The following is a 21,097-nucleotide window of genomic DNA, read 5'->3' as shown; positions in this document are numbered from 1 at the left end:
CTAGAATATTTTATAGTTTTAAAAGGGAACAAAGATGCCTTCATTTGATATCGTATCAGAAATTGATTTAGTAGAAGTTAAAAATGCCGTTGATAACACTAGCCGTGAACTCGGTACTCGTTATGATTTTCGTGGTGTAAAAGCATCTATTACACTAAACAAAGAAGTGGTTAAATTAGAAGCAGAAGCGGAAATGCAAATCAATGCATTGCGCGATATGTTACGTGCTAACTTAGTAAAACGTGGTGTTGATACTCGCTCTATGGACCCTGATAAATACGAGCAGTCTGGTAAATTCTGGTCACAAAATGTGAAATTTAAAGTAGGTGTTGATCAGCCAACGGCTAAGAAGTTAGTAAAACACATTAAAGATAGCAAAATGAAAGTACAGGTATCTATTCAAGGTGATCAATTACGTGTAACCGGTAAAAAACGTGATGACCTTCAGCAAACGATGCGCTTAGTAAAAGAGTGTGATTTAGGAATGGGTTTCCAGTTTAATAACTTTAAAGACTAGTTTTTGTTGGATAGTTTCTAAAAAATAAAGCCAAGTACATACATGCACTTGGCTTAAGTTAGATTTTTATCTTGGTGTTAGATTACACACATACTGCTGATAGATATGTGCTAACTCTTGTTGGATCAAGTCTTTACCAAAAACCTCATGAGATTGAATTGTGTCACGGATTAAATCGAGATCTAGTTGTACTAAACAGTTTTCTGCAATGGGAAAATAACTTAAGTGCCATGGCTCTTCAGCAACTCCACCTTGATCTTTTTGATAAGGACGATAAAAACCGAATGCTTGAATATTCTCACCTAACCAAGCCGTTAGCTCACTAAAATAACCACCATTCAAATACTCACTTTTCTGCAACTGCAATGATTGGCCCTGTGGTAATAAGCTCGGGTCGTATACATCGATATCTGTTCCCCAGTGATGGCGACTAGCACTTGGTAGGGCAGACCAATGCAACAGGTGATACAGTTTTTCCCGTTCGCTCACTTTGTTGATATCAATAGGTTTTTCTAGCTTATCTAATATCGCAGTAACACCGGAATATTTGTTATTCCATATCTTTAATTGACGTTCAAAGCTACGAAAAGCACTAGCAACATGTAGGGTAAAGCCTGCACTTTTAGCGCTACTTTGTAACGCTGTAAAGTCTGCGATGACTTGCTTATGCAGTAACCTATTCGGTGCAAACTCAACCAAATGAGTTTGCGCTTGTCCGGTCAATTCTAATGGGTTCATGCCAGTAAGTTTTTAAGTGTTAGCTTAAAGATATCAACTAATTCATCTAATTGGGCAATGTTAGTTGATTCATTTACTTTATGGATGGTGGCATTAATTGGGCCTAGTTCCACCACTTGTGCGCCAGTAGGCGCAATAAAGCGCGCATCGGAGGTACCGCCACTTGTTGATAGCTCAGTAGTAATGCCGTTTGTTGCTAAAATAGCATCAGCAACAGCATCAGTTAGCGAACCTGGTTCCGTAATAAATGGTTGGCCGTTATAAGTCCATTTAATATCGTATTCAAAACCGGATTTATTTAATATCCCTTCCACTTTTTCAGTTAACATGTCCGCTGTCAGTTCAGTTGAATAACGGAAGTTACATTGTACAACCGCATCACCAGGAACAACATTACTCGCACCAGTACCTGAATTAAAGTTAGTAATTTGAAAACTGGTTGCAGGGAAGTACTGGTTACCTTTATCCCATTCTGTTTGTACTAGCTCTGTTAAAGCAGGGGCAGCTAAATGAATAGGGTTATTAACTAGATGCGGAGTAAGCAACGTGTCCTTGTGTACCTTTAAAAGTGATATCAGCGGTTAATGAACCACGACGACCATTTTTAATAATGTCACCTACATGGTTAGTACTTGAAGGTTCACCAACGATACAGTAATCAATTTTCTCATTACGCGCTTCTAATACATCTATCACACGTGTTGTACCGTTGATAAAAGGACCTTCTTCATCACTAGTAATTAATAGCGCAATTGAGCCTTTATGCTCTTGGTGCTCTTCAATGAATGCTTCTAAGCCAAGCATGAAACAAGCAATACCACTTTTCATGTCTGCTGCACCACGTCCATACAACATGCCATCAACAATAGTTGGTTCGAAGGGCGGAGTGCTCCATTTACTTTCTGGACCCGGTGGAACCACATCAGTATGACCTGCAAAACAAAATAGGGGGCTTCCGTACCACGTCTTGCCCAAAGGTTTAAGGTATCTTCAAATTCCATTGTTTCACATACAAAACCCATTTTTTCTAAACGTGAAATAAGAAGGTCTTGGCAACCTGCATCTTCAGGAGTGACTGAACGACGACTGATTAAATCTTGTAATAGTGATACGACTGGTGAATGGCTCATTGTATTTCCTTATACTGCAAAAAAAGATTGGTATTTTTTAACATTAAATCCGACGATTGCAGCGCCGTTATGAATGATTAGCGGGCGTTTTATCAAAGTAGGGGACTCGATGAACAGTGCTTTAACTGTTGTTTCATCTAAGGTCTCTTTTTGTTGCTCCGTTAGTGCACGATAGCTAGTGCTACGTTTATTTAACAGCTCATCCCAAGAAGAAACAGCATAAAACTGAGCTAATAAATTTTCATCTAACCCATCTTTACGGTAGTCATGAAAGGTGAAGGCGATGTCGTTTTCTTTAAGCCATTTTTGCGCTTTTTTAATAGTATCGCAATTTGGGATACCGTACATAGTTGTTGTCATTGAAATGCTTCTATTATTAAATAAAAAGAGGCATGATTGTAACAAGAAAGAGAAGTTAAGAACAAGGAGGGCTAAAATGAAAAAAGCCGCCTAAGCGACTTTTTATATTGGAACTTAGTTATCATTATTTAACGATTTTAAGTACAGGATCTGACGCTACTTCAACAGTACCAGACATTTTCTGTAACTCTTTAATCTCATCCATGTTAGAGATAACAACAGGCGTTAAAATAGATTTAGCTTTTTCAGTTAATAAAGCAAGATCGAACTCGATGATAGTATCACCCGCTTTTACTTTTTGACCTTCTTGAGCAACGCGAGTAAAACCTTCGCCTTTTAGCTCAACTGTATCAATACCAAAGTGAACAAATAATTCAATACCATCTGCTGACTCTAGTGAAAAGGCATGGTTAGTTTCGAAAATCTTACCAATTTCACCATCACATGGTGCAACCATTTTATTTCCGGTAGGGCGAATCGCAATGCCATCACCAACAATTTTTTCAGCAAAAACGACATCTGGCACATCTTCAATAGCAATGATTTCACCTGATAGCGGTGCAATGATATCAATGGTGTTTGCTGTTTGTGTATTGCCGCTTACTGCTTTTTTTAAAGAATCAAAAAAACCCATATAACTAAACTCCAATTTTATAAAATAAAAAGAAAGGTAAGCGATAACCCACCTTTCTTATCAATCAGTTAACTAATACCTTTAGCTTTATTGAAGTCGTTAACTAAGGCTTCTATCTCTCCCGCAGTCGCCATTGATAATGCTTTATCAGCTAGCGCTTTGGCATCTGCAAAGCTAGTGCTACGGATAACTTTCTTAACCGTAGGAATTGAAATTGAACTCATTGAGAATTCATCTAAGCCCATACCTAGTAGTAATAGAGTTGCACGTTCATCACCTGCTAACTCACCACACATACCAGTCCATTTACCCGCTGCATGAGATGCATCGATTACTGTCTTAATGATAGTTAAAACAGAAGGTGTTAATGGGTTGTAAAGATCAGAAATTAATTCATTACCACGGTCCACAGCTAGTGTGTACTGTGTTAAATCGTTAGTACCGATACTGAAGAAATCTACTTCTTTAATTAAGTGGTGCGCAATTGCAGAAGCCGCTGGTGTTTCGATCATTACACCAATTTCAATTTCTTCATCAAAAGCAAGATTCTCATCTCTTAATTCAGCTTTTAATGTTTCTAGGATAGCTTTTAATTTACGAACTTCTTCAACTGAGATGATCATTGGGAACATGATACGGATTTTACCAAAGGCAGAAGCACGTAATAAACCACGTAATTGTGGATTCATGATCTCTGGACGATCAAAACAGATACGGATTGCACGCCATCCTAAAAATGGGTTTAATTCTGTTGGTAAGTCTAAGTAAGGTAGGTCTTTATCACCACCGATATCCATAGTACGGATAATACATGCTTTACCTTCCATTGCTTCTACAACATCTTTGTAAGCAAGGAACTGTTCTTCTTCAGTAGGAAGTTGATCTCTATCCATGAATAGGAATTCTGTGCGGTATAAACCAACACATTCTGCGCCGTTGCGCTTAGCACCGTCAGTGTCTTTTACAGAACCAACGTTTGCCCCAACTTCAACCTGATGACCATCAGTCGTTGTAGCTGGTAAATCTTTTAGTTTAGCTAGCTCAGCTTTTTCGTGTAAGAACTCTTCACGTACAGCTTTAGCTTCTTCCATTTCTGCATCAGTTGGGTTGATGATTACTTTATTGTTTAAAGCATCAAGAATAACTAGGTCGCCATTCTCTACTTTTTGAGTAATATCGTTAGTACCAACAATGGCTGGAATCTCTAGTGAGCGAGCCATGATAGACGTATGTGAAGTACGACCACCAATGTCTGTAATAAAGCCTAATACTTTATCTAGGTTAATTTGTGCCGTTTCAGAAGGTGTTAAATCATTTGCAATTAACACAACCTCTTCTGAAATATCACTTAGATTAACAATGTCAATGCCTAATACGTTCTTTAATAAACGGTTACCGATGTCACGGAAGTCAGCTGCACGTTCACGTAAGTAAGGGTCGTCTAACTCTTGTAACATTTGTGCATTTTCTTCAACGACTGCGTTAACAGCGAAGTCGGCAGTTGCTTTGTTTTTCTTGATATAGGTGATGATATCTTCTTCAAGCTCTTCATCTTCAAGTAGCATTATATGCCCTTCAAAGATAGCTTCTTTCTCTTCACCAAATGTCTCAAGAGCTTTTTGCTTAACTACTTCTAGTTGAGCTGAAGTTTTTGCTCGGCCGTCAAGAAATCGAGTAATTTCATGTTCAATATTGCTTACTTTCTCAGTATTGAGAGAAATTTCGTCTTCTTGTAATAACAATGCTTTTGCAAACGTAATACCAGGGGATGCCAGTATGCCAGATATCATAACCTATCCTTAAAACTACTAAATATTTATCTTATTGAAAGATATATGTATTAAACTAATGTTGCCATTAACTCAACAAGCGTATCAACAGCTTTTTGCTCGTCTGCGCCTTCAGCTTTAATGTTCACTGATGTGCCTTGAGTTAAACCAAGAGTTTGTAGTTTGAAAAGACTTTTTGCACTTGCAGATTTGCTACCTACTTCAACAGAAATGTCAGATGCAAATGATTTTGCTTCTTTAACAAATTGTGCTGCAGGGCGAGTATGAAGACCGTTTGGAGCCGTGATAGTTACTGTTTTTTGATACATGGTAACACCTTAATAAATTTAAATTTGTAATGATAGCAAATTTTAATTGATGTAAAAAAATTGCTATTGAACGACATTGAAATTGTTAAAATGCAGCGTATAAACTTTAAAAATGAGAGGTAGGAATAAAAGAAAAAATTGATAATAGCGATTAACTAAATATTAAGTTTTTCTCTCACCTTACTTATCTTTAAATACCCGTTATTAAAACGTTCAATATCATATTTAATGATCCTAAATATGGCGTACTAGGTCAACGATTTTCTCCTCTTTAAAGGGTAAAACTATGTATTATTGTTGTTTTTGAGTGTTTTTTAAGCAAAGCTCAGTTTTTCCAATATTTAGATATAAAAAAAGGTGCTAAAAAGCACCTTTTTTAAGCTATTTATGAGGTAGATTAAGCGAAGTTTTCACCTTCAAAAACACCTGCAAAAAGAGCTGTTGATAAGTAACGTTCACCAGAGCTTGGTAAAATAACAACGATGTTCTTATCTTTGTATTCCGGCTCAGCTGCTAAACGTGCTGCTGCAACGACTGCCGCACCAGAAGAAATACCGGCTAGAATACCTTCTTCTTCCATTAAACGACGAGCCATTGCAATAGCATCTTCGTTGCTTACTTGCTCTGCACGGTCTATTAATGACATATCTAAGTTTTTAGGAATGAAGCCAGCACCAATACCTTGAATTTTGTGTGGTCCAGGTTTAACTTCTTCACCCGCTAACGTTTGTGAGATAACTGGTGAATCTGTAGGTTCAACGGCAACACTTGTAATTGCTTTACCTTGGATTTCTTTAATGTAACGACTTACACCTGAAATAGTACCGCCTGTACCAACACCTGCAACAAATACATCGATTTCACCGTCTGTATCATTCCAGATTTCTGGGCCAGTTGTTTCAACGTGAACCTCAGGGTTTGCTGGATTTTCGAATTGACGCATTACAAGGTATTTTTTAGTTTCAGACTGAGCTAATTCTTCAGCTTTGTTGATTGCACCTTTCATACCTAGTGCACCATCAGTTAATACAAGATTTGCACCTAATGCTTTTAATAATTTACGACGCTCAACACTCATTGTGTTAGGCATTGTTAGAGTGATCTTGTAACCTCGAGCTGCAGCAACAAAAGCAAGCGCGATACCAGTATTACCACTAGTTGCTTCAACTAGCTCAACATCTTTAGTTAACGTGCCGTCTTTTTCAGCAGCTAAGATCATGTTTGCACCAATACGACATTTTACGCTGAAGCTTGGGTTACGACTTTCAACTTTTGCAAATACATTGCCTGTAGTTACATTGTTTAAACGTACTAGTGGAGTGTTACCAATTGCTTGTGAATTATCGCTAAAAATCTTACTCATCATATTGTTCCTATTGGTTGGGTGTTTTTTATAGATAGGCTAATAGCATATCCAATGTTTTAAAATGCGGAAGTGAAATTTTGTTATACCATATAGGTTTTTACCATATGTTGGAATATCACACTTTTTTAAAGTAATTGTTTACTAAATTAATTTACATTTTTGTTTTATTGATTGTTGATTTTAAATGACTTGTTTATAAGTGAAAGGTGGTATTGCTAGAGAAAATAGATCACCTCTCTAGCAATTTGTATGCTGTTTTTTAATCAGTTATTGGTTACAAACTCTAAGTAGTGTCCAAGTTTTTGTAAAATCGCAATCTTCTCTTCATTATGTTGATGTTCAATAGCAAGCATCTCTAAACGAGCGATGTAGTTATCAACATTTTCAATGAAATACGCTTCACGATGACGATTCCATTTTTGTGACTCTTCGCTAGTTAAGGTTTGTGGGTAATTTCTCGCTTTATAGCGGTGCCATAACATTTCAAGGTTAGGATCATCAAAGTGTACTTGGTAAGATTCTATCTGTTGTGGTGATAATTGGGTGATCTCTTTGGCTTGTTTTTTATCGTTTGCCGAAGGAAAACCACCAGAATACAGTTTTTGTTCTGGTTGTTGCTGCCCAGTGCTTTTTGCTTCAGTGTCAAAAACTGCGGTTAGTTTTTCTACTAGTTGTTTATTAGCGAGGAATAAATTCATTGATTCGCGACATTGTTTCGCATCAACCCCTAACTCTTTTGCGCGTTCAGCGGTTAAGGTTTTTGCACTGGCAACAATCGGGCATTTATTTATATGAATAAGTTTAATCGGTGGACGATTGATTCCTTCTGGTAAATTGTCCGTTGCGGTATACAAATAGGATTGAATTTGATCGATATCTAATGATAATAATTGCGATAAATCTTTATTTAAATCAACTACGATCACTGCATTGCTGTTAGTAGGGTGTTGTGCAATAGGTAAAATATAAGAGCAACAACCTTGTAAGGCTGGGAACATGCCTGATATATGTACCAAAGGGGAAAAACTTCCTATTTTTAATACGTCTTTTACTTTATTCTTTTGTCTTAAGTTAAAGCAGTATTCATAAAGTTTAGGGTGAGTTTCTTTGATCAATTTAGCCATGGCGATAGTCGCGTAAACATCGGACATTGCATCATGTGCCTGTTGATGCACTATGTCATTGGCTTTAGTTAATAACTCTAACTTAAAAGAGGGAACATCATTTTCATCAAATACCCATTCAATACCTTCAGGTCTTAAGGCATAGCACGCTCTTACCATATCGATAATATCCCAACGCGAACAACCATTTTGCCATTCTCTTTGGTAAGCATCATGAAAGTTTCGATACAAGGTAAAGCGAGTGACTTCATCGTCAAAACGAATATTGTTGTACCCCACAACACAGGTATTAGCCTGTTGAAATTGTTGTAATATATTAAAAATAAATTGGTTTTCAAATTCACCGTGCTGAAGTGCGTATTGCGGTGTAATGCCGGTGACTAAACAAGCTTCAGGTGCAGGTAAATAATCATTGGGTGGTCGGCAGTACCATTGATAAGGTTCTGAAATAATATTTAAATCAAGATCGGTGCGAATACCGGCAAACTGTGAAGGGCGATCTGTGCCTGGATTTAAGCCAAAGGTTTCATAGTCATGCCATAAAAGGCTTGGTGATACTTGATTCATATTATTTACCCGTAATTAATGTCGTTATATTGTGTCGAATTTACCTTTAAAAAGCGAATCAATTGCATTGAATGTGATTGAAAAATAAGTTTAATTGATTAATTTACTGACACTTTAGTTTGTATCTAAAAAGGATGGTGAGAATTTAAACAGTCATAGGAAACTTGATCAGGGTAGAACAGATCAAAGAATAAATCGATTTTGTTGTTTTATAAATGCGTTATTACAATTTTAGTTGTTTAAACAACAAACATATTTATGAAAAATAAGGTTATTGTCTTTTCAGAAGGGATTGTACGCGTAAGCGAAAATATGCTTATTTAATAGGCTTCTGGAGAAGTTATGTGAAGTTATATTTACTGGGAAATTAAACAGTGAAAGATTGTTATTCAGGAAAATGTTGCTGTAATTACAATAAGGCAACAAAATTAACAAAAATAATTACAGTTTATTTACATAAAAATATAGGCTGAGTTATTGTCTATAGAAAAGGGAGTAACTGAATACAAGAATTCATTTTTCTAGTGAGTTTTATAACTGTGTTTAGTTATATTTCTAATTAAGGGACAAAGCCCATTTCACAATCTAGCATCTAGCATCTAGCATCTAGCATCTAGCATCTAGCATCTAGCATCTAGTATCTAGCATCTAGTATCTAGCATCTAGTATCTAGTATCTAGCATCTCGTAATCTAGCCTTTATTATCTCAAACACCAGATACAAAAAAGCCCATACCGAAGTATAGGCTTGATAACAAAGTTTAGAAGTTTGTCTTATTTAGAGATAAGAGCAACTAGGTCTAGAACTTTGTTTGAGTAACCGATTTCGTTGTCGTACCAAGATACAACTTTAGCGAATTTGTCAGTTAGAGAAAGACCAGCAGCAGCATCAAATACTGAAGTTTGGATTTCACCGATGAAGTCTTGAGAAACAACAGCTTCGTCTGTGTAACCTAGAACGCCAGCCATTTCGTTTTCAGAAGCACGTTTCATTTCTGCACAGATTTCTTCGTATGTAGCAGCAGTTTTTAGGTTAACAGTTAAGTCAACAACTGAAACGTCAGCAGTTGGTACACGGAAAGCCATACCAGTAAGAAGACCGTTTAGCTCAGGAATTACTTTACCTACCGCTTTAGCCGCACCAGTTGAAGATGGGATGATGTTTTGAGAAGCACCACGACCACCGCGCCAATCTTTAGCAGATGGACCGTCAACAGTTTTTTGAGTTGCAGTAGTTGCATGAACAGTAGTCATTAGACCTGATTCAATACCCCATTTATCGTTAAGTACTTTAGCGATAGGTGCAAGACAGTTAGTAGTACAAGAAGCGTTAGATACGATATCTTGACCAGCGTAGTCAGCGAAGTTTACGCCGTTAACGAACATTGGAACGTCGCCAGAAGGACCAGTTAGAACAACTTTTTTAGCGCCAGCAGCGATGTGCTTACGAGCTGTTTCGTCAGTAAGGAAAAGACCAGTTGCTTCAGCAACTACGTCTACGTCAACTGCGTCCCATTTTAGATCTTCAGGGTTACGCTCAGCAGTTACACGTACTGTGTTACCGTTTACGATTAGGTTACCGTCTTTAACTTCAACAGTACCGTTGAAACGACCGTGAGTTGAGTCATATTTAAGCATGTAAGCCATGTATTCAACGTCGATTAAGTCATTGATTGCAACAACTTCAACATCAGCACGTTCACATGCTGCACGGAATACGAAACGGCCGATACGACCGAAGCCGTTAATACCTACTTTAATTGTCATTTTATTTTTCCTTATGGATGTTTGATTTTTTTAACTTGTCATCATTATAAGTGCGTTTGACACCTAGTTTTTGATGTTAGTCAAGTTATAAGCTCTAAAAAATACTTTTGTTGCTCACTATTTTGTAAATCAACGCTTAGTATTTTTTTGAACTAATATCACAGTAATTAAATTACCAGAGCATATTAAGGGCAATTCTCGATAAAATAAAGAAAAACCATCATTAAACTATTATTTCTCGCTCTATTTTAGGTTTTTATTTAAGTCAAGGGCTAACTGTAACCCGTTCCATAACCATATTTCATAAAATAGAATTTTTTGTTGTTACTTTGTAAATTAAGTGGTTATTTTTGAAAGTAATGGGTTATTTGATAACAGTTTTTAGGCGGTGAGACTCACCTGGTGCAACTAAATGGCCAGGATCGGCTGTGATTGCAGACTCAATACATAGCATGGTTTGGTAACCATCATCGGGCATATCTGCAAATGCTTTTGCTCCTTCGACCCATGGATTCCATACCACTACCGAATCGTTACCTTCATTACTAACTGAAATGGTACGTTGGTATGCATCATCTTTTACTACAATAGCACCATCGTTGACTGCGTAAATCGAATCGATTGGGTGATCAATATGTAAAGGCTGAGCACTTTGTTTTGCTTGGTTACTTTGTAATGAGTCCGTGTAGTCGTTTGCTAAACCTTGTACTGAACATTGACGTTGATCTGCAATATGTAAATAAGTATGTAGTGCACCACTATAATGGAATGGAGTTTCACCGGTGTTCTCGGTAATCAGTGTTAATTCAACATGGTCAGTTAAAGAAGCTTTTAAGGTAAGGTTAAAATCATGTGGCCAAATCGCTTTTGTGGATTGACTGGTTTCTAATGAAAACTCAATATCAATACCTAAGTCAGTGCTATTAAATGATGATAATGTCCATTCACTGTTTCTAGCAAAACCATGAGAAGCTAAGCCTTTTTGTTTACTTTCAGTATTACTACCAAACCAAGGCCAACAAATAGGCACTCCACCACGAATCGCTTTTTTAGGAGCATATACAGCTGTTTTACTGAGGTAAATAAGTGGTGCGGCTTGTTTAGCTTGAAAGTGTATTAGGTGAGCGCCGTGTAAGCTAAAGGCAGCATCAAATTTTTTATGCTTGAGAATAATAAACTCAAAACCATTTTGATCAACTTCGATACTTATATGTTCATTTAATGTTCTGATTGTCTTAAGTTTTAAATGTGAAATCATATCTGTTCCTATGTAATGAATTATATCCAACCTCAGAATTATATTTTATTTTCAACTGTTTAAAATTGATTAAAAATAATAAATTGTCGCTTTATAAATGAAATGAAAAGAGATGTTTTTGTATATTTTTAAATTTTAAAAGCGCATCTTATGAGTAATATTTTATGCAATGAGGATGTTTGCGTGATTAAATCATTGCAAATTACTGTTATTAGTTAAATACTCATTTTAATAAATTAACATGACAGTAAGTTAACTATATAGATAGGTGTTTTATGAATAATCCTGCATTGGCGTCGTTTATGCAACTAAAAGGAATAGACCAGCATTTTGTAGATGCATGGGGGAACCCCGCGACAGTTAGCGAAGAGAAAATCAAGAATTTAATTTCACATATGGGCGTTGATGCTTCCGATGAACATGCATTGATGGATTATTATAATCAACAAGAGCTACAACATTGGTTGTCTGTATTAGCACCCGTCACCGTATTACAACAGGCTCAAAGCTACCTCATTGAAGTACACCTCCCAATCGACTTTGTGACAGATCCTTTGCTTTATCGAATCACCACAGAAGATGGTTTAGAGATAGATAAACAGATTACTGCGACCGACTTTCCGTTGTTAGGTTGTAAAGATATTAATGATATCGAGTTTCAACTGTATGAAGTTGAGATAGACGTTCCACTTGATATTGGTTATCACAAGTTAACATTATTAGAAGAAGGTAATGATCAACCCTTAGCTGAGATGTCCTTAATTATTACCCCTGAAAGTTGCTTTACACCGGCTCCTATAAAAGAAGGTAAAAAATTATGGGGGGCTAGCGTTCAGTTATATTGTTTAAAAAGTGAGAATAACTGGGGAGTTGGCGATTTTTCTGACCTAAAATTTTTACTGCAAAAACCGCTGAAAATGGTGGTGATTTTATTGGTTTAAATCCGATCCACGCTTTAAATCCATCACAACCAAAGCAAGCCAGTCCGTATAGCCCTTCATCACGTGAATGGTTAAATATCATTTACACAGATATTACGGCAGTGCCTGAATTTGAAGAATGTGGATCATTACAAAAACAATATAAAAGTGAAGCATTTCAAGCTGAATTGTCTGCATTACGAGGCACTGACTGGGTTGATTATGAAGCAGTGACCAAGTTAAAACTCTGTGCATTACGCGACATGTTTGACACATTAGTGAATGCTAAAAGTAATCGCCTTAAAGAGCTTGATGCATATGTAACAGAAAAAGGGGCAGCTTTGCAGCAACAAGCTGCTTATGATGCTTTACGTTTTAAGTTCTTAGAAGAAGATCAAAATGCTTGGGGATGGCCTGCTTGGCCACAGGAGTTTCAGTCTTTTAACAGTGAAGGCACACAACAATGGTGTGAGAAAAATAAACAGGAAATTCTATTTTGGTGTTATTGCCAATGGGTGACTGAGGCGCAACTAGCCGAAGCAGATAAACTTGCGCAATCCTTAGGTATGTCATTGGGTTTATATCGAGACCTTGCCGTTGGTGTTGGCAAGGGGGCGAGTGATGTCTGGGCAAATCATGACCTGTACTGCGAACAGATCAGTATTGGTGCCCCACCTGATGTTTTGGGACCATTAGGACAAAGCTGGGGGTTACCACCTTGGTCGCCGGATCAGTTGTTTAAAGCAGGTTACCAGCCATTCATTGATCTATTGCAGGCGAATATGAGCTATTGCGGCGCGTTACGTATTGACCACGTGATGGCGTTGCTTCGTTTGTGGTGGGTACCTGAAGGTGAAACCGCGGATAGCGGCGCTTATATCTATTATAACGTTTACGATATGCTGAATATATTAGCACTGGAAAGTACGCGGAATCAGTGTTTAGTTATTGGTGAAGATTTAGGCACTGTACCTGAAGGAATGGACACCTTATTGCAAGAAGCAGGTGTTTACTCATATAAAGTGTTCTTTTTTGAGCAGGCACCTGACGGTGGATTTATTTCGCCTGATCATTATATACAACAAGCCATGGCGACTTTATCAACCCATGATATCGCCACTATCAAAGGCTATTGGCATTGTGATGACCTGTATTTAGGTAAAGAGTTAGGTTTATATCCAGATCAAGCTGTATTTGAACGATTACTGAGTGATCGAGTAAGGGCAAAGCAGCAAATTTTAAATAGTTTACATGGTCATCAATCGATTCCCGATGATCAATATCATGATGCCAATACTACTGGCATGGATAAGCAATTAAACTTCCAATTACAACAACATCTTGCTTCAGGAAGTGCGTCACTCCTCAGTTTACAACTCGAAGACTTTTTAGAGATGGACCAACCCGTTAATGTACCAGGTACGAGTGATGAATATCGTAATTGGCAACGTAAACTCTCTCACAACTTAGAAGCACTTTTTGCCGATGAGGATATTTTATCTCTACTCAATAAAGTTACAGAAGCACGCTCTCGTTAACAGCAATATTATGAATAATTTCTGATTAGGTAATGAAGATGACAAGAAAAAATGCGAAAAAAACAGTAACCAGTAAAAAAAGCAAACTATTGAATACTCGGTTAAAAATGCTGAAGAAAGCACTAAAATAGTCGCTGCACCATTAAAGTCAACATTATTAGCACAATTAGAAAAAGCCAGGTTAGCAAACCCATTCGACACATTAGGGTTAATAAAAAATGTTGAGTCGACAGGTTATTTGTTAAGAGTGTGGTTGCCCGATGCAAAAGCCGTAGAGTTTGTTGCATTAGATGGCTCAAAGCTCGCTGGTAAATTAATTCAAGTTTATGAAGCAGGATTATTTGAAATCAATTTACCAGACCTGACTGAAGTCTTTGTTTATAAGTTAACGGTGACTTATGCGAATGCAACACATCAAGTCATTGACCCTTATCAGTTTCATGATATTGCCTTTGAGGGATTATCCACTCTACATGAAGCGCCACAGAATGTTTATCATACTTTAGGTGCTCAGCTTAAAGAAACTGTGGTTAATGATGTCGCTGTGAGTGGCGTTCGTTTTATCGTTTATGCACCTAATGCCAGCAGCGTAAGTTTAATTTCAGAGCATAATTTTTGGAATGGTCAACATCATCCTATGCAAAAAAGCTGGTGTGGTCATTGGGTCTTATTTGTACCTGGTTTAAGTGCTGGTTGTGCTTATAAATATGAGTTAAAAGATGCTGGAGGGCATCGTTTGCCGCATAAAGCTGATCCAGTTGGATTTCAAGCTGAGCAATATCCTTCTCATGCGTCGATTGTGGTTGACCATGACAAATATCAGTGGAATGACCAAGCTTGGCAAGCCTCACAGGTGGGAGATAAACGCTTTGCTCCCATGAGTATCTATGAAGTGCACCTTGGCTCATGGAAGCGTAAACATGAGGATGGTGTTGAGCGTATGCTCACTTATCGCGAGTTAGCGGAAGAGTTACTGCCATATTTATTAGGTATGGGTTATACCCACCTTGAAGTGATGCCTATCTCTGAATTTCCTTTTGATGGTTCATGGGGTTATCAGCCAGTAGGGTTATTTGCTGCGACCAGTCGATTTGGTGATGCAGACGATCTTAAATACTTTATCGACCAGTGTCATCAGGTAGGGTTAGGGATTATTATCGATTGGGTGCCTGCTCATTTCCCTGCCGATCCACATGGTTTAGCGCGCTTCGATGGCACTCCTTTGTATGAATATGAAGATCCGCGTCGAGGCTGGCACCCTGATTGGAACTCTTATATTTATGATTTTGGGCGTGACAATGTACGTCAATTCCTAGTGGCAAGTGCATTGATTTGGTTAGATAAATTTCACGTAGATGGATTACGTGTGGATGCCGTCGCCTCTATGTTGTATTGGGATTACTCTCGTGAAGAGGGGGAATGGGTACCAAATGTTGATGGTGGTAACCATAACTATGAAGCAATCAGTCTACTAAAATGGTTTAACGAAGAAGTATATAGTCAATACCCACATGCTATGACCATTGCTGAAGAGTCTACCGCTTTTGCTGGCGTATCTAAACCAACCTTTGAAGGTGGATTAGGGTTTGGCTTTAAATGGAATATGGGCTGGATGCATGACTCATTAAATTACATGTCTCAGGATCCTATGTACCGAAAATATCACCATCACGAAATGACCTTTGCGATGGTTTATCATTATAACGAGCATTTCATCTTACCTTTGTCTCATGATGAAGTGGTACACGGTAAAAAAAGTTTACTGGATAAAATGCCCGGTGATGAGTGGCAAAATGCCGCCAATTTACGTGCTTACATGGGCTATATGTTTGGTCACCCAGGTAAAAAGCTTAATTTTATGGGCGGTGAGTTTGCTCAAAGCCACGAGTGGAATCACGACCATAGTTTAGATTGGGATCTATTAGATTATGAAAAACACAAAGGCCAACAAAAACTTATCTCTGATCTTAATCACTTCTATAAAACCAACCCAGCAATGTATGAATCTGATTATCAGCCTGAAGGTTTTGAATGGTTAGATCATAGTGATGATCACAACAGCATTATCTCATTTGTTCGCTATAATCTAGATAAAAGCCAATATGTGATTTGTGTCTCGAATTTCACCCCTGTACCTCGTCAAATGTACCGTATTGCAGTAGATGAGGTTGGTCATTATGAAGTAGTGATCAATACCGATAGTGAATATTATTGGGGCAGTAATTACCAGATGGGTGAACAGATGGGCGTATTTATAAGTGAAGCACATCCATGGCAAGGAAAGGAACATTCAATAGTCGTAAATTTACCCCCACTATCAACGGTTTATTTAAAACGAAAGGGTGCTTAAGTGGCAAAACATAATATTGAAATAGAGATAGCTAATCCACATAGTCAACAATCTTTGTTTTCTGCGAGTAAAGGCCAATGCTTTCCTTTAGGCGCAACATTTGATGAGCAGGGTTGTAACTTTGCGGTACATAGCCAAGGAGGCACTTCCGTTGAACTGTGCCTATTTGATAAACATGAAAAACAAATTGCTAGTTACCCATTAACTTCATCACATTCGCATTTATGGCATGTGTATTTAACGGGAATTAAAGCAGGTCAAGCTTACGGTTACCGTGTTGATGGTGAGTTTAAACCGGCTAATGGGCTATTCTTTAACAAAAATAACTTGCTCATTGATCCTTATGCTAAAGCCTTAAGCAAGGTACAACATAGTTTTGTACAGGCACAAAGTGACCTTGATGATAACTTTGTTGCTAAGTCGCTGGTGGTAGATGATAGTTTCGATTGGCAGGGCACTGAAAAGCCTAATATCAATGCTCAAGAGCGTATCTTATACGAGCTGCATGCTAAAGGTTTTACCCAAAGTAACACTAAGATCCCATTAGCAATGCGTGGCAAGTATCTTGGTTTGTCACACCCTGAAAGTATCAAACATTACCAATCTTTAGGGGTCACTAGCTTACAAATTATGCCTGTATTTAGCTTTATGAGTGAGCCTCGTTTAAGTGGTCTCAGTCTGACCAATTATTGGGGATATAACCCAATTAACTTCTTCTCGCCTGAACGCCGTTATAGCCAATATGATGCGGTGAATGAATTCAAAACCATGGTTAAAGAGTTACACGCAGCTAATATTGAAGTGATATTGGATGTGGTCTTTAATCACACCGCTGAATCAGGTAAAGATGGGCTAATACTGAGCTTTAAAGGGTTAGATAACAGACATTATTATTGTTTTGAAAGCACTAAACAGGGTGTAGATTTTCAACGTTATAGTAATCATTCTGGTTGTGGTAACACAGTTAATTTAGATTTTGCTTGGTCATTAAAAATTACCTTAGACTCATTACGTTACTGGGTGACTGAGATGCAAGTTGATGGCTTTAGGTTTGATTTAGCCGTCACACTAGCTCGTGAAGCAAAAGGCTTTACAGAGCACAGCGCTTTTTTCAAAGCATTGATGCAAGACCCTGTTCTGAGTCAGGTTGTATTAATCGCTGAGCCTTGGGATATTGGCCCTGGCGGTTATCGTTTAGGTGCTTTCCCTGAACAATGGAAAGAGTGTAATGACAGGTATCGCGATACCATGCGCTCTTTCTGGCGTGGTGATACAGGTAAAGTCTCTGAAGTGGCGACACGGCTATTAGGTTCACATGATTTTTTCCCGGCTAAATACCGTAGCAACAGTACCAGCGTTAACTATATTTGTTATCACGATGGTTTTACGTTAGATGATTTGGTGTCATTTCAAGAGCGTCATAATCAAGCTAATGGTGAAAATAATCGAGATGGTCACGGTCATAATTTATCTGCTAATTATGGTTTTGAAGGGCCAACGGAAGATGAGCGTATCAATCGTTTACGCCAACAACAAAAGCGTAATATGATTGCCACGCTTTTTTTATCTCAGGGCACGCCGCACTTTTTATCCGGTGATGAAATGGGTAATCATCAATCGGGCAATAACAATGCCTATTGTCAAGATAATCAAATTAGTTGGATTAATTGGGATACGTCTGAGGATGACCAGGCATTACTCGCTTTTACTAGCAAGATGATTGCATTACGCGCAGAGTCACGTTTATTTGGTGACCTCATCTTAGATGATCATAATCCTGAGAGTGATATTGTGGCTTGGTATCACCCTGATGGTTACTTGATGGAAGAGGTAGATTGGCATGCCACTAATTCGCAGGCCATTGCGCTATCATTAAAAGAAGCCAGTGAAGAGGGGAACATTGGTACTTGATTCTTAACGCATCTACATACCAAATCGCCTGTGAGCTACCTAAGTTAGCAACAACTAAAACATGGTGTAAGGTCTTAGACACAAGTTGTGCAACGGGTGAGTTGGTTGATCAAAACGCCGAAGAAGCATCAGTACACGCAAAAGCACACTCAACGCTCTTATTTAAGGTGGTAAACAGTAATAAAAAGTAAATAAAGTCTATTTAAATAGGGTTTAGCCTCAAAATTAAGCCCTGTTTTAAAACAACACTAGATAATTTTAAACAAATAAATATACTCATCGCATTGAACCCCAAAGTAGTACAAGGTAAATATCAGAGTAATATTAATGAATACGCAAAAAACATCTCACCTGAACTCTATCAAAAACTCAGTACAGCAGTTGAAACCGGAAAATGGTTAGACGGTGCGCCACTGAGTGAAGAGCAAAAAGCTCATTCGTTACAGTTAGTCATGGCTTATCAAAAGCAGTTTAATATTGATCCAGACCATTTTACCATTGCACAAAATGGTGAAATCTATATGCAACCTAAATCAGAACTTAAAAAACAGTTTGCGAGTGCCGATGATAAAGATGATCTGCATCTACTTAAGCTGTAAAGCTTAAGGTTATTGTTCTATTTCAATGAACACTGGTGTTAGGATAAATAATTAGTGTGATTGATAAAATATGAATTAATCGCTTATTAAACTGTATTTCAATAAGATCGTTTAATAAGTTTTCACCCTGATACAGAGCATACCTTAACTCTGTACAACAAATAAGCTAACAGCGATGACTGTTAGCTATTCATTGAATTAAGTGAGTATTATGAATTTATCATTGATTAAAGATGAACTCGAAGAAGCACAAACCGTGCTATCTGCTTTCCTATCGGACCAAAACAACTTACAAGATATTGAAAATGCAGCGACGCTGTTAGCGGATTCCTTTAAAAATGAAGGAAAAGTATTAGCCTGTGGTAACGGTGGTTCACATTGTGATGCCATGCATTTTGCGGAAGAGCTTACAGGTCGTTATCGCGAACACAGACCATCTTACCCTGCGATTGCGATCTCAGACCCAAGTCATCTATCTTGTGTTGGTAACGATTACGGTTATGACTATGTTTTTGCTCGTTACTTAGAAGGCGTTGGTCGCCGTGGTGATGTCTTATTTTGCTTATCAACAAGTGGAAATTCAGAAAATATTCTGAAAGCTATTGAAGTCGCTCAGCAAAAGGGCATTAAAGTGATTGCCTTAACGGGTAAAGATGGTGGGAAAATGGCTGGATTAGCGGATGTCGAAATCCGTGTTCCTCACTTTGGTTTTGCTGATCGTATTCAAGAAGTACATATCAAGGTCATTCATATTTTGATCTCATTTAATCGAAAAAAGATGGCTTAGGTTTTTAAATAATGTGTGAATTATTAGGCATGAGTGCCAATGTCCCAACGGATATCTGTTTTAGTTTTAGTGGTTTAGTTAGACGTGGTGGGGCAACGGGGCCACATAAAGATGGATGGGGTATCACTTTTTACGAAGGTAAAGGGTGCCGTAGCTTTAAAGATCCACAACCTAGTTGTGACTCCAAGATTGCAGAGCTGGTTAAACAGTATCCGATTAAAAGCAAATCGGTAATCAGCCATATCAGACAAGCTAATCGAGGTGGAGTGAGCCTTGAGAATACGCACCCATTCATTCGTGAAATGTGGGGCCGTAATTGGACTTATGCGCATAATGGTCAATTAACCGGATACGAATCCTTACAGATGGGGTACGCTAACCCAATTGGTCAAACAGATAGTGAACGAGCTTTTTGTTGGATCATTGATAAGTTACATAAAGAGTACCAACAACAACCTGAAGATATGCTTGGCATGTTTAAAAAAGTCGCTGAATACGCTGATCAATTAAAAGCCTTAGGTGTATTTAATATGCTATTAAGCGATGGCGAATACGTAATGTGTTATTGCACCAATAATTTACATTGGATCACACGTCGTGCTCCCTTTGGTAAAGCGCAGTTAATTGATGAAGATATGACGGTGGATTTCCAAGAGGAAACCTCTGATAGTGATGTTGTTACTGTGATTGCAACTCGCCCATTAACCAAAGATGAAGCCTGGACGCAAATGCAAGAAGGTGAGTTTTGTGTGTTTCATTTTGGTGAGCGGGTATTGTAAATATTAACACTTAGAATATTAAGCATTAGTGTTCTCAAGTTCATTAATGCTTACGCTTTCCTCCAGCCTGTTAGTCCGTTAAATTGAATAACAAGAGATTTACCTAAATGGCTGACTTATTAAAAGATGCTTATAACCAAACCTACCTTGAGCGATTAGCACAGCAAGTAAAATTGGCTTACCCTGATTTTGCCAATGATGCTTTTATAGATGCAGTATTTGATAGTGAATGGGAGAGCAAAGAGCTAAAAGCACGTAATCATCATATAGCACAACAATTAAGAATCTTTATTAATTTAGATTATTCTGCATCATTGACGGTTATAGAGAGCATTGCACCACATTTTACCAGCTATCAAGGCATGTTTGTTCCGGCTTTTGTAGAGTTATTTGGTTTAGATAGCCTGATTAACTCTACTAAATCACTCGCTTATATCACCGAATTCACTAGTGCAGAGTTTGCTATTAGGCCTTTTATCGTGCGTTATCCTGAACAGATGCACACTATTTTATTAGATTGGACAAATAGTCCCAATGAGCACCTAAGACGTTTAGCATCGGAAGGTGCTAGACCACGACTTCCATGGGCAATGGCTTTACCTGACTTCAAAAAAATCCAAGTTATTTATGGCCAATATTAGACAACCTAAAACAC

General features: G+C 37.9%; 17 protein-coding genes and 2 pseudogenes. 9 read left to right on the top strand and 10 right to left on the bottom strand.

Translation table 11 applies throughout. The features are described from left to right. Positions 1 to 34 precede the first annotated feature (34 nt). Positions 35 to 517 carry a YajQ family cyclic di-GMP-binding protein gene (locus ACLKL2_RS04085; protein ID WP_113818794.1) on the top strand — a complete coding sequence of 161 codons (483 nt, stop codon included), beginning with the start codon at positions 35 to 37 and terminating at the stop codon, positions 515 to 517. A gap of 66 nt (positions 518 to 583) precedes the next feature. On the opposite strand, the gene ACLKL2_RS04080 is transcribed toward ACLKL2_RS04085, so the two are convergent. The 10 genes and pseudogenes from ACLKL2_RS04080 to ACLKL2_RS04035 all read right to left on the bottom strand — a co-directional run bounded on the left by ACLKL2_RS04080 (position 584) and on the right by ACLKL2_RS04035 (position 11,558). Further along, positions 584 to 1,255 carry a M15 family metallopeptidase gene (locus tag ACLKL2_RS04080; protein WP_413693471.1) on the bottom strand — a complete coding sequence of 224 codons (672 nt, stop codon included), beginning with the start codon at positions 1,253 to 1,255 and terminating at the stop codon, positions 584 to 586. Further along, positions 1,252 to 2,385: pseudogene (gene dapE, locus ACLKL2_RS04075) on the bottom strand (succinyl-diaminopimelate desuccinylase). The gene ACLKL2_RS04080 and the pseudogene dapE overlap by 4 nt, the downstream one beginning before the upstream one ends. Positions 2,386 to 2,394: 9 nt before the next feature. Then, complete coding sequence (locus ACLKL2_RS04070; RefSeq protein ID WP_413693470.1) at positions 2,395 to 2,745, bottom strand: ArsC family reductase; 351 nt, start codon at positions 2,743 to 2,745, stop codon at positions 2,395 to 2,397. 124 nt (positions 2,746 to 2,869) lie between these two features. After that, positions 2,870 to 3,379 (bottom strand): PTS glucose transporter subunit IIA, encoded by a 510-nt coding sequence (gene crr / locus ACLKL2_RS04065; RefSeq protein ID WP_113818790.1) that lies wholly within the window; start codon positions 3,377 to 3,379, stop codon positions 2,870 to 2,872. A gap of 68 nt (positions 3,380 to 3,447) precedes the next feature. Next, a complete protein-coding gene (gene ptsI / locus ACLKL2_RS04060; protein ID WP_113818789.1) occupies positions 3,448 to 5,169 on the bottom strand; it encodes a phosphoenolpyruvate-protein phosphotransferase PtsI in 1,722 nt (573 codons plus the stop codon). Between the two features lie 50 nt (positions 5,170 to 5,219). Beyond that, a complete protein-coding gene (locus ACLKL2_RS04055; RefSeq protein WP_113818788.1) occupies positions 5,220 to 5,477 on the bottom strand; it encodes an HPr family phosphocarrier protein in 258 nt (85 codons plus the stop codon). A 397-nt stretch (positions 5,478 to 5,874) separates the two neighbouring features. Then, the gene (gene cysK, locus ACLKL2_RS04050) at positions 5,875 to 6,840 is read right to left on the bottom strand and encodes a cysteine synthase A (RefSeq protein ID WP_113818787.1); all 966 of its coding nucleotides are present in this window, start codon (positions 6,838 to 6,840) and stop codon (positions 5,875 to 5,877) included. A 266-nt stretch (positions 6,841 to 7,106) separates the two neighbouring features. Then, on the bottom strand, positions 7,107 to 8,534 hold the full coding sequence (gene sbcB, locus ACLKL2_RS04045) for an exodeoxyribonuclease I (protein WP_413693468.1): 1,428 nt from the start codon (positions 8,532 to 8,534) through the stop codon (positions 7,107 to 7,109). 773 nt (positions 8,535 to 9,307) lie between these two features. Further along, positions 9,308 to 10,300, bottom strand: a complete 993-nt coding sequence (gene gap, locus ACLKL2_RS04040) for a type I glyceraldehyde-3-phosphate dehydrogenase (protein ID WP_413693467.1) — start codon at positions 10,298 to 10,300, stop codon at positions 9,308 to 9,310. A 364-nt stretch (positions 10,301 to 10,664) separates the two neighbouring features. Further along, positions 10,665 to 11,558, bottom strand: coding sequence for a D-hexose-6-phosphate mutarotase (locus ACLKL2_RS04035; protein WP_413693466.1), 894 nt, complete (start codon positions 11,556 to 11,558; stop codon positions 10,665 to 10,667). A 275-nt stretch (positions 11,559 to 11,833) separates the two neighbouring features. Here ACLKL2_RS04035 and ACLKL2_RS04030 point away from each other — a divergent pair, with 275 nt between their 5' ends. The 8 genes and pseudogenes from ACLKL2_RS04030 (at position 11,834) to ACLKL2_RS03990 (ending at position 21,083) form a co-directional block, all read left to right on the top strand. Then, complete coding sequence (locus ACLKL2_RS04030) at positions 11,834 to 12,499, top strand: hypothetical protein (protein WP_413693465.1); 666 nt, start codon at positions 11,834 to 11,836, stop codon at positions 12,497 to 12,499. After that, positions 12,451 to 14,016 carry a 4-alpha-glucanotransferase gene (malQ, locus tag ACLKL2_RS04025; RefSeq protein WP_413694244.1) on the top strand — a complete coding sequence of 522 codons (1,566 nt, stop codon included), beginning with the start codon at positions 12,451 to 12,453 and terminating at the stop codon, positions 14,014 to 14,016. The genes ACLKL2_RS04030 and malQ overlap by 49 nt, the downstream gene beginning before the upstream one ends. 127 nt (positions 14,017 to 14,143) lie before the next feature. Then, on the top strand, positions 14,144 to 16,366 hold the full coding sequence (glgB, locus tag ACLKL2_RS04020) for a 1,4-alpha-glucan branching protein GlgB (protein WP_413694243.1): 2,223 nt from the start codon (positions 14,144 to 14,146) through the stop codon (positions 16,364 to 16,366). A gap of 15 nt (positions 16,367 to 16,381) precedes the next feature. Then, a pseudogene (glgX, locus tag ACLKL2_RS04015) lies at positions 16,382 to 18,468 on the top strand (glycogen debranching protein GlgX). A 93-nt stretch (positions 18,469 to 18,561) separates the two neighbouring features. Then, positions 18,562 to 18,876, top strand: a complete 315-nt coding sequence (locus ACLKL2_RS04005) for a YeaC family protein (RefSeq protein WP_413693462.1) — start codon at positions 18,562 to 18,564, stop codon at positions 18,874 to 18,876. A 211-nt stretch (positions 18,877 to 19,087) separates the two neighbouring features. After that, the gene (gene lpcA, locus ACLKL2_RS04000) at positions 19,088 to 19,663 is read left to right on the top strand and encodes a D-sedoheptulose 7-phosphate isomerase (RefSeq protein ID WP_413693461.1); all 576 of its coding nucleotides are present in this window, start codon (positions 19,088 to 19,090) and stop codon (positions 19,661 to 19,663) included. An 11-nt stretch (positions 19,664 to 19,674) separates the two neighbouring features. Further along, the gene (locus ACLKL2_RS03995; protein WP_113819505.1) at positions 19,675 to 20,442 is read left to right on the top strand and encodes a class II glutamine amidotransferase; all 768 of its coding nucleotides are present in this window, start codon (positions 19,675 to 19,677) and stop codon (positions 20,440 to 20,442) included. Between the two features lie 107 nt (positions 20,443 to 20,549). After that, a complete protein-coding gene (locus ACLKL2_RS03990) occupies positions 20,550 to 21,083 on the top strand; it encodes a hypothetical protein (RefSeq protein ID WP_413693460.1) in 534 nt (177 codons plus the stop codon). Positions 21,084 to 21,097 lie beyond the last annotated feature (14 nt).

This window comes from Psychromonas sp. KJ10-2, assembly GCF_047323255.1.
GTDB lineage: Bacteria > Pseudomonadota > Gammaproteobacteria > Enterobacterales > Psychromonadaceae > Psychromonas.
The sequence above is the reverse complement of the archived record's forward strand: the minus strand, read 5'-3'. Positions and strand labels throughout refer to the sequence as shown.